General features: G+C 68.7%; 9 protein-coding genes. 1 reads left to right on the top strand and 8 read right to left on the bottom strand.

Translation table 11 applies throughout. The features are described 5' to 3' along the window. Positions 1-4 precede the first annotated feature (4 nt). Positions 5-913, bottom strand: a complete 909-nt coding sequence (locus OF850_RS04920) for an SDR family NAD(P)-dependent oxidoreductase (protein ID WP_301588757.1) — start codon at positions 911-913, stop codon at positions 5-7. A gap of 153 nt (positions 914-1,066) precedes the next feature. On the opposite strand from OF850_RS04920, the gene OF850_RS04915 reads away from it, so the two are divergent. After that, positions 1,067-3,502, top strand: a complete 2,436-nt coding sequence (locus OF850_RS04915; protein ID WP_301588756.1) for an MHYT domain-containing protein — start codon at positions 1,067-1,069, stop codon at positions 3,500-3,502. A gap of 13 nt (positions 3,503-3,515) precedes the next feature. Here OF850_RS04915 and OF850_RS04910 read toward each other — a convergent pair whose 3' ends face one another. The 7 genes from OF850_RS04910 to sufB are packed head-to-tail and all read right to left on the bottom strand — an operon-like array spanning position 3,516 to position 9,439. Then, on the bottom strand, positions 3,516-3,884 hold the full coding sequence (locus OF850_RS04910; protein ID WP_301588755.1) for a HesB/IscA family protein: 369 nt from the start codon (positions 3,882-3,884) through the stop codon (positions 3,516-3,518). Between the two features lie 17 nt (positions 3,885-3,901). Further along, the gene (locus OF850_RS04905) at positions 3,902-4,252 is read right to left on the bottom strand and encodes an SUF system Fe-S cluster assembly protein (RefSeq protein ID WP_301588754.1); all 351 of its coding nucleotides are present in this window, start codon (positions 4,250-4,252) and stop codon (positions 3,902-3,904) included. Beyond that, a complete protein-coding gene (gene sufU / locus OF850_RS04900) occupies positions 4,245-4,688 on the bottom strand; it encodes a Fe-S cluster assembly sulfur transfer protein SufU (RefSeq protein ID WP_301588753.1) in 444 nt (147 codons plus the stop codon). The genes OF850_RS04905 and sufU overlap by 8 nt, the downstream gene beginning before the upstream one ends. Further along, on the bottom strand, positions 4,685-5,929 hold the full coding sequence (locus tag OF850_RS04895) for an aminotransferase class V-fold PLP-dependent enzyme (protein WP_301588752.1): 1,245 nt from the start codon (positions 5,927-5,929) through the stop codon (positions 4,685-4,687). Before OF850_RS04895 ends, sufU begins: the two co-directional genes overlap by 4 nt. Continuing rightward, on the bottom strand, positions 5,929-7,200 hold the full coding sequence (gene sufD, locus OF850_RS04890; protein ID WP_301588751.1) for a Fe-S cluster assembly protein SufD: 1,272 nt from the start codon (positions 7,198-7,200) through the stop codon (positions 5,929-5,931). The genes OF850_RS04895 and sufD overlap by 1 nt, the downstream gene beginning before the upstream one ends. After that, positions 7,197-7,940: a Fe-S cluster assembly ATPase SufC gene (gene sufC, locus OF850_RS04885; RefSeq protein WP_301588750.1), complete on the bottom strand. Its 744-nt coding sequence runs from the start codon at positions 7,938-7,940 to the stop codon at positions 7,197-7,199. The genes sufD and sufC overlap by 4 nt, the downstream gene beginning before the upstream one ends. Beyond that, positions 7,940-9,439, bottom strand: a complete 1,500-nt coding sequence (gene sufB, locus OF850_RS04880; protein WP_301588749.1) for a Fe-S cluster assembly protein SufB — start codon at positions 9,437-9,439, stop codon at positions 7,940-7,942. Before sufB ends, sufC begins: the two co-directional genes overlap by 1 nt. Positions 9,440-9,446: the final 7 nt, after the last annotated feature.

The raw sequence follows: 9,446 nt of genomic DNA, 5'->3' as shown, positions 1-9,446 counted from the left end.
GGGGTCAGACCGGATCCCAGGAGAAGACATCGCCCGAACGGTCGAGCGGCGTGAAGCCGGAACGGAAGGACGGCAGCGCGATCTCGGCGATCTTCTCCGGCGTCCAGCCCGACTCGCTGTGTACGGAGCGGATGGGCCGGTTCTGCGAGAACAGGAACAGCTCGTGCATGCGCGGCGCGAAGATCTGGCCGGACACCTCCTTCGCCGCGTCGGAGGCGAGGAAGACCGCGAGCGGCGCATTCTTCTCCGGCCCCATGCGCATGATCCGCTCGACCCGCGCCTTCTGCTCCGGCGTCTCGGCGGGGATGGAGGAGGTCATGCGGCTCCACGCGAAGGGGGCGAGGCAGTTGGAGCGCACGTTGTAGCGCTTCATGTCCAGCGCGATGGACTTGGACAGCGCCACGATGCCCAGCTTCGCCGCCGAGTAGTTCGCCTGCCCGAAATTGCCGATCAGCCCCGAGGTCGAGGTGATGTGGACGAAGGAGCCGCTTTCCTGCTTGCGGAAATGCTCCGCCGCCGCGCGGCTGACGAAGAAGGAGCCGTTGAGGTGGACGTTGATGACGGCCAGCCACTCCTCCGGCGTCATGCGGTGGAAGATCTGGTCGCGCAGGATGCCCGCGTTGTTCACCACGATGTCCACGCGTCCGAAATTGTCGAGCGCGCACTGGACGATCTTCTTCGCGTTCTCCCACTCGGAGACGCTGTCGGTGTTGATGGCGGCCTGGCCGCCCTTCTGCTCGATGATGCCCTTGGTCTGCTCGGCCGGCGTGGCCGAGAAGCCTTCGCCGCCCAGCGAGGCGCCGATGTCGTTGATGACGATCTTGGCCCCGGCCTCCGCCATGGCCAGCGCGATCTCGCGCCCGATGCCGCCGCCCGAGCCGGTGACGATCGCGACCTTGCCTTCAAGCATCATGATGAGGCGTTCTCCCGTATGTCCGTTTCGCAGCGCGGGAGGTTAGGACGGGCATCCGCGCGCGTGAAGCGGTCCCCTTCCATCGATTCATCCCCTCGCAACGGTGGCGCGGGGAGGCTACGTTTGGAAGCGTAATCAAGGCCCTGAAAATCATTGCACGGGAATCTGCACGAACTCGGCGAGGTCCTCGGCGGCCACCATGACCCGGCCCTCGTGGCCTTGTCGGTTGGAATCGCCATCCTCGCCTCCTTCACCGCGCTGGACCTCGCGGGCCGGGTGCGCGCGGCCCATGGCTGGGGCGTTCGGCTCTGGACCGGGGCGGCGGCGGTTGCCATGGGCGGCGGCATCTGGGCGATGCACTTCGTGGCCATGCTGGCGTTCACCCTGCCAGTTCCGATCACCTTCGACCCGTGGCTGACCCTGTTCTCGCTCGTGCTGCCGATCATCGTGACAGGGTTCGGCTTCGGCCTCGTCCGGCGAGGAGCCGGGCGGACACGCTGGGTGGTCAGCGCCGGGATCGTGGTCGGCATCAGCATCGCGACCATGCACTACACCGGCATGGCGGCGATGCATTCGGGCGCAGTGCTGCACTACGACCCGGTTCTGGTGGCGGTGTCCCTGCTGGTCGCGGTGGTGGCGGCGACCGTGGCGCTATGGCTTTCCCTGCACGAAACCGCCCCTGCGCCGAAGTTGGGGGCGGCCGTGGTGATGGGCCTCGCCGTGGCAGGAATGCACTACACCGCGATGGCGGCGGCGACCTGGGTGCTGCCGGCGGGCCACGGGCGCCCCGATGGCGCCACCGGCCTGGAGCAGGCCTCTCTGGCGCTTGGCGTCGGGAGCACGACTGCGCTGATCCTCTTCCTGTCGCTGCTGGCGGCGCTGTTCGACCGGCGCTTCAGCGCCCTGGCGCAGCGCGAGGCCGCGGTGGCGCTCCGCGAGAGCGAGGCGCGCGCCGCCATGCTGAGCGCCGAGCGTGCGGCAGCCGAGGCAGCGCTGCGCGTGGGCGAGACGCGGTTGCACATTGCGCTGGAGGCCGCCGGGCTCGGCACCTGGGAGGTGGATTTCGCGACCGGCCAGGTCCAGTGGGACGAGACGATGGGGGCGCTGCTGGGCCTGCCGCCCGCTGCGCGCGAGTCCGCGGCGCGGCGCTGGCAGGATTTCGTCCATTCCGAGGATCTTTCCCCGCTTCGCGCCGCCTTGCGGCCCGCCATGAAGGAAGGCGGCCCGTTCGTCGCCGAGTTCCGCGTGCGCCGACAGGATGGCGTTGAGCGGGTCATGGCGCTTCGCGCCGCCCAACTCCCGCCGACGCGGATGGTGGGGGTCTGCCAGGACGTCACCCAGGCCCGAGCCGCCCAGGCCGTGCTGGAGCGCGACCGGCAGGAGCTGGAACGCCTGGTCGAGGAGCGGACCGCTGCCCTGCTCCAGGTCGCGCGCCAGCGGCGTCGGGCCGAGGAGGAGGCGCGCCAGGCCGAAAAGCTGGCTGCGCTTGGCCACCTCACCGGTGCGGTCGCGCACGACTTCAACAACCTGCTGCAGGTCGTGACCAGCGGGGCCGCGCTGCTGCGTCAGCCAAGTATCGCCGGGGCGAAGCGGGAGGCAATCCTGGACGGGATGATCCAGGCCGGGCGCAGCGCGCGGGACCTCACGGGGCGCCTTCTCGCCTTCGCGCGACGGCAGGCGTTGCATCCCGAGGTGGTGGACGTGGCGGAACGGCTTTCCGGCATGTCCGAGCTTCTGCGCCGTACCCTCGGCTCCGGCATTGAGGTCCGGACGTCGATCGAGCCTGACCTCTGGCTCGCCAAGGTGGATCCCGGGCAGCTGGAGGTGGCGATCCTGAACCTCGCCGTGAACGGGCGCGACGCAATGCCGGATGGCGGGGTCGTGACCATCGAGGCGCGCAACGCGACGCTGGACAAGGAGGGCGAGCGCCCGGCCGGCGAGTACGTGTGCATCGTCGTGCGGGACACCGGCCAGGGTATCCCGCAGCACCTGCTGGACCGCGTGCTGGAACCCTTCTTCACCACCAAGCCCACGGGGTACGGCACGGGGCTCGGCCTGCCGCAGGTGCTCGGCTTCGTGCGCCAGTCGGGCGGCGACCTTTCAATCCGCAGCGAGGTGGGGGAGGGGACCGCTGTTTCCCTGGTCCTGCCGCGCGCCCTTGAGGAGGCGGCCGCCGCCAGACCGGTATCCGCCGCGCCGAACTCCGCCAGGCGCGGGACGATCCTCGTGGTCGAGGACAATGTCGAGGTCGGGACCCTCGCGGTGTCGCTGCTGGAGGAGCGCGGCTACATCACCCGCCACGTGAGGAGCGCGGAGGAGGCGCTGTCCCTGCTCAGGTCCGGGATGATGCCGGATGTCGTGTTCTCGGACGTGGTGATGCCGGGCGGAGTCGGCGGGATGGAACTGGCCCGGATCGCGCGGGAATCCTGGCCGAGCCTGCCGGTGCTGCTGACCACCGGCTACAGCGAGCAGCTCAGCCGGACATCGCCGCCCGATGGCGTCGAGATCCTGCCCAAGCCCTATCAGCCGGAGGAATTGTCGGCCGCGCTGGACCGCGCGCTGCGGCGGAAGGAGCCGGAGGCGGCATAGCGCCGCCCCTCGGTCACACGTGGAAGGATTCGCCGCAGCCGCAGCGGCCCTTCTCGTTCGGGTTCACGAAGGTGAAGCCCGCGCTCATCGGTTTCATCTCGTAGTCCATGACCGTGCCGATCAGGTAGAGCGATGCCTTGCGGTCCACGAGGATGGTGAGGCCCTTGTCCTTCACCACCTCGTCGCCCGGCCCGGGCGCATCCACGAAATCAAGGTCATAGGCCATGCCGGAGCAGCCCTTGGTCTTGACCCCGATCCGCAGCAGCTTGCCCTCCTCGGCCTTGCCGTAGAGCGCGCGCAGCCTTTCAGCGGCAGCCTCGGAAAGCCGCATCAGCGGCGGCAATTCGCGCCTGGTCTTGGTGGGGGTTTCGGCGGTGGCCATCGCGTCCAGCCTCCTCGTCAATACATGTTCAGGGCGAGGCGCGCGTCCTCGCTCATGCGTGACTGGTCCCAGGGCGGGTCCCAGACGACCTCGACCTTGCAGCCCGCGACGCCAGGGACCTGTCGCACCGCCTCTTCCGCCATGGCAGGCAGTTCCTGCGCCGAAGGGCAAGAAGGGGTGGTCAGCGTCATCTCCACCTTCACCTCGCCGTCGTCGGCGAGTTCAATGGCGTAGACAAGGCCAAGCTCGAAGATGTCCACCGGGATCTCGGGGTCGAAGACGGTCTTCAGCGCCTCGATCACCGCTTCCTCGCGAAGGGCCGGGTTCACTTCCCCTTCGGGCGTCCAGGTCCCGTGCGTTTCACTCACTGCTCGCCTCCTGGCCACCTCGAAGCGCGGCCTCCAGCGTCACCCAGGCGAGGGTGGCGCACTTCACTCGACTGGGAAACTTCGCGGCGCCCGCGAGGCTGCGTAGCACCTCGAACCGTTCGCCATCCGGCACGGTGCCGATCCGCGCCATTTCCCGCACCTTTTCCGAAAGGTCGAGCGCGGCCTTGGAGCCGAGCCCGCCCACCGCGCCTGTCAGCATGGAGGCGCTGGCCTGCGACACGTCGCAGCCGCGCCCCAGAAAGGACGCTTCGGCGATCCGCCCATCCTCCAGCCGCAGGAACACTTCGACCCGGTCGCCACAGAGCGGGTTGTCGCCGCGCGCCGTGGCGTCCACGCATTCCAGGCGGCGTCGGTTGCGCGGCTTCCGCGCGTGGTCGCGGATCTCGGGCGGGTAAAGTTCCAGCAGGTCGCTCACGCAAAGAACCGCCGCGCCTCGCGCAGCGCCTCGGCCAGGGCATCGATCTCGCCATGGGTGGTATAGAGGCCGAAGCTGGCCCGGGCCGACCCGCTCTCCAGCCCCAGCCGCTCGTGCAGCGGCTCGGCGCAATGGCGGCCGGCGCGGATGCAGATGCCGCGCCGGTCCACGAAGGTGGAGAGGTCGTGCGGGTGCGCCGCGTCCAGCGAGAAGGAGAAGACGCCGCCGCGATCCTGCGCGCTCCCGACCAGGGTCAGCCCCTCGACCTCCGGCAGGACGCGCATCGCGTGGTCGACGAGCGACCGCTCATGCGCCTCCATCGCCTCCATGCCGATGGCTTCGACATACTCGATGGCGGCCTTCATGCCGGCGGCTTCGATGATGGGCGGGGTGCCGGCCTCGAAGCGCGCCGGCGGCGCGGCCCAGGTCGAGCGCTCCAGCGTCACCGTCTCGATCATGTCGCCGCCGCCGAGGAAGGGCGGCATCGCCTCCAGCAGCTCGTGCTTGGCGTAGAGCACGCCGATGCCGGTGGGGCCGTAGAGCTTGTGGCCGGTGAAGGCGTAGAAATCGGCGTCCAGCGCCTGCACGTCCACGCGGCGATGCACCGCGGCCTGGGAGCCGTCGAACAGCACCCGCGCGCCGTGCTCATGCGCCATGCGGGCGATGGCCCCAGCCGGCGTCACCGTGCCCAGCACGTTGGACATGTGCGTGACCGCGACAAGGCCGACATCGCCCTTCCGCAGCTCCGCGTGGAGGGAGTCGAGGTCCAGCTCCCCCGCGTCCGTGATGCGGATGAAGCCGAGGCCGATCCCGCGCCCGTCATCCCGCAGCATCTGCCAGGGAACGAGGTTGGCATGGTGCTCCATCTCCGACACCAGCACGCGCTGGCCGGGCTTGAGCATGCCCCGTCCGAAGGAATGCGCGACGAGGTTGATCGCGGAGGTGGAGCCGCCGGTGAGGATGATCTCCTCCACCCGCGCCGCGTTGAGGAAGCGACGTGCCGCCTCGCGCGACGCCTCATGGTTCTCCGTCGCCACCTCGCTCAGGTGGTAAGCGCCGCGATGCACGTTCGCGTAGGCCGTTTCCATGCAGGCGCGCATGGCGTCCATCACCTGGCGCGGCTTCTGGGCAGAGGCGCCGCTGTCCAGGAAGACGAGCGGACGGCCGCGCACCGTCTGCGACAGGATCGGGAAATCCTGCCGGATGCGCTGCACGTCGAGCGGGGCGAGGGCGAGGTCCATCAGGCGGCCTCCCGCTCCCACCAACCCGACACGGCCTCTTCCAGCGCTGCCTGGGCAATGGGATCCGTCACGCCCTCCACCGCCTCGGTCAGGAAGGCCTGGACGAGGATGGCTCGGGCCTCCTCCGCCGGGATGCCGCGGGCGCGCAGGTAGAAAAGCTGCTCCGGGTCGAGCGCGCCGACCGTGGCCCCGTGCGAGCACTTCACGTCGTCGGCGTAGATCTCCAGCTGCGGCTTGGCGTCGATCTCCGCCTCTTCGCTCAGCAGGAGGGCCTGGTTCATCTGGTAGCCATCTGTGCGCTGCGCCGCCTGCCGCACCAGGATCTTGCCCTGGAAAACGCCGCGCGACTTCCCGGCGAGCACGGTCTTCACGGTCTGGCGGCTGGGGCAATCCGGCGCGGCATGGTCGAGGAAGGTGGTCGTGTCCGCGTGCTGCCCATCCGCGACAAGCTGGGCGCCGTTCATGTGCGCCGCCGCCTTGGGTCCCTCCAGCACGACATGGATCTCGTTCCGCACGAGACGCCCGCCAGCATTCAAGGTAAAGTTGTCATAGGTGCCGCCCGCCGCCACGCGGGCGCGAATGGTACTGAGCTGGAAGGCCGCGCGGCCCTCACGCTGCACGCGCACATGGGTGAAGGAAGCGCCCTCGGCCACGCGGATGTCGTAGACCGGGTTGTGCAGATAGGCTGCCCCGGCAGGACCGGTGCTCGTCTCCACGATGGTCAGCTTCGCGCCTGGCGCCAGGCGGATGACATGGCGCGGGTGAAAGGCGATGGGCCGCTCGCCATGGGCGGCGAGGTTTAGCACCTCCACCGTTCCGGCGTCGGCCCCCTCAGGCAGATCGAGGAACAGCCCGTCCTCGAACATCATCGCGTTCAGCCCGACCAGCGGCAGGCCGCCATCCTCCGCCAGCAGTTCCTGCGCTGCCTCCAGCCGCGCGGCAAGCGGCGCGGCATGGGGCGGAAGCTGCGAAAGGTGCTCGGCCAGCCTCCCGTCCACAAAGACGATGCGGTTCGGCGCCCGGGCGGCGGGCAGGGCAGGGCTTTCGCCCACCGCGGTCAGCGCCTCGGTGAAATGCGCCTGCGCCACGGGGGCGAGGTCCGTGTAGCGCCATTCCTCCACGCGACGTCCGGGCAGTCCCTTCGCGCGCAAGGTGGCGGCGCCCGCCTCGCGTAGGGCGCGCACGCGCTCCAGCGACGCGCCGGGAAGCCGGTCGCGGAGCCCTTCGAAGCGGGAAAGGAAGCCGCCAGCGCCTCCGGTGACTGCATTCATGCCGCGCTCGCCTGGCCGTAGCCCTGCGCCTCCAGCTCCTCCGCCAGCTCCTTGCCGCCGGAGCGGACGATGCGTCCGCCCATCAGCACATGGACCCGGTCGGGAACGATGTAGTTCAGCAGGCGCTGGTAGTGGGTGATGACCAGCGCCGAGAAATCCGGGCCGCGCAACGCGTTCACGCCTTCCGAGACGATGCGCAGCGCGTCGATGTCGAGACCACTGTCGGTCTCGTCCAGGATGGCCATGGACGGGTTCATCAGGGCCATCTGAAGCACCTCGTTGCGCTTCTTCTCGCCGCCCGAGAAGCCGACATTGACGTTGCGCTTCAGCATCTCGTCAGACATCTGGAGCTGCTTCAGCTTCTCGCGCGCCAGCTTCAGGAAGGCCATGGCGTCCACTTCCTTCTCGCCGCGCGCGCGACGCTGCGCGTTCAGCGCGGTGCGGAGGAAGTTGGCGTTGCCCACGCCCGGCAGCTCGACCGGATACTGGAAGGCGAGGAACAGGCCAGCGGCCGCGCGCTCCTCCGGCTCCATCGCCAGCAGGTCCTGACCGTTCCAGGTGACGGAGCCGCCGGTGATGTCATAGCCCTCGCGCCCCGACAGCACGTAGGACAGCGTGGACTTGCCAGAGCCGTTGGGGCCCATGATGGCGTGGATCTCGCCCTTCGGAACCTCGAGGTCGATCCCCTTGAGGATCTGCTTGCCCTCGATCTCGGCGGTCAGCCCTTCGATACGCAACATTAGCCCACGCTCCCCTCAAGGCTGATCGCCAGCAGCTTCTGCGCCTCCACGGCGAACTCCATCGGCAGCTCCTTCAGCACCTCGCGGCAGAAGCCGTTGACGATGAGGCCCACGGCCTCCTCCTCGTTCAGCCCGCGCGCGCGGCAGTAGAAGAGCTGGTCCTCGGCGATGCGCGAGGTCGTGGCCTCGTGCTCTACCTTCGCCGTGACGCAGCGATTCTCGATGTAGGGCACGGTGTGCGCTCCGCACTGGTCGCCGATCAGCAGGGAGTCGCACTGGGTGAAGTTGCGCGCGCCCTGCGCCTTCGGGCTGATCTTCACCAGGCCACGATAGGTGTTCTGGCTGCGGCCGGCGGAGATGCCCTTGGACACGATGGTGGACTTCGTGTTGCGGCCGATGTGGAACATCTTCGTGCCGGTGTCGGCCTGCTGGAAGTTGTTCGTCACCGCGACCGAGTAGAACTCGCCCACGCTGTCGTCGCCCAGCAGGATGCAGGACGGGTACTTCCAGGTGACAGCCGAGCCGGTCTCCACCTGCGTCCAGGAGATCTTGCTCCGAGCCCCACGGCAGGCGCCGCGCTTGGTCACGAAGTTGTAGATGCCGCCCTTGCCCTCGGCGTCGCCGGGGTACCAGTTCTGCACCGTGGAATACTTGATGGTCGCATCGTCCATCGCGACCAGCTCGACCACCGCGGCGTGAAGCTGGTTCTCGTCGCGCTGCGGCGCCGTGCAGCCTTCCAGGTAGGACACGTGGCTGCCCGCATCGGCGATGATCAGCGTGCGCTCGAACTGGCCGGTGCTCTTGGCGTTGATGCGGAAATAGGTGGACAGCTCCATCGGGCAGCGCACGCCCTTCGGGATGTACACGAAGGATCCGTCGGTAAAGACGGCGCTGTTCAGGCAGGCGAAGTAGTTGTCGCCCTGCGGCACCACGCTGCCCAGGTATTCGCGCACCAGCTCCGGATGCTCCTGCACCGCCTCGGAGATGGAGCAGAAGATGATGCCGTGCTTCGCAAGCTCGCCACGGAAGGTGGTGGCGACGCTGACGCTGTCGAACACCGCATCGACGGCGACGGGCATGCGGCCGCTATCGGCCGGGCTCTCGCCCGCACCCTCGACGCCGGCCAGGATCGCCTGCTCCTTCAGCGGGATGCCCAGCTTGGCGTAGGTCTTCAGCAGCTCCGGATCCACCTCGTCGAGCGACTTCGGGCCGGCCTTCTTCACCGGCGCGGCGTAGTAGTACGCGTCCTGGTAGTCGATCTTCGGGTAGGAGACGCCGGCCCAGTCGGGCTCCTCCATCTTCTGCCACAGGGCGAAGGCCTTCAGCCGCCAATCCAGCAGCCACTGCGGCTCGTTCTTCTTCTTCGAGATGAAGCGGACGATGTCCTCGTTCAGCCCCTTGGGGGCGAACTCCATCTCGATCTCGGTCTCGAAACCCCACTTGTAGCCGCCTTCCTGGACGGACTGGACGGTCTCGATGGTCTCGGCAACGGCAGGCATGGAAGGC

Source organism: Sabulicella glaciei (assembly GCF_026183895.1).
Taxonomy (GTDB): domain Bacteria; phylum Pseudomonadota; class Alphaproteobacteria; order Acetobacterales; family Acetobacteraceae; genus Roseococcus; species Roseococcus glaciei.
Note: the sequence above shows the minus strand (reverse complement) of the source record. Positions and strands in the feature narration are given on the sequence as shown.

Excerpts from the sequence above, each read along its gene's own strand:
- OF850_RS04920 (WP_301588757.1), bottom strand. The coding sequence starts at position 913 with ATGATGCTTGAAGGCAAGGTCGCGATCGTCACCGGCTCGGGCGGCGGC.
- OF850_RS04910 (WP_301588755.1), bottom strand. The coding sequence starts at position 3,884 with ATGGCCACCGCCGAAACCCCCACCAAGACCAGGCGCGAATTGCCGCCG.
- OF850_RS04895 (WP_301588752.1), bottom strand. The coding sequence starts at position 5,929 with ATGGACCTCGCCCTCGCCCCGCTCGACGTGCAGCGCATCCGGCAGGAT.
- sufD (WP_301588751.1), bottom strand. The coding sequence starts at position 7,200 with ATGAATGCAGTCACCGGAGGCGCTGGCGGCTTCCTTTCCCGCTTCGAA.
- sufC (WP_301588750.1), bottom strand. The coding sequence starts at position 7,940 with ATGTTGCGTATCGAAGGGCTGACCGCCGAGATCGAGGGCAAGCAGATC.
- sufB (WP_301588749.1), bottom strand. The coding sequence starts at position 9,439 with ATGCCTGCCGTTGCCGAGACCATCGAGACCGTCCAGTCCGTCCAGGAA.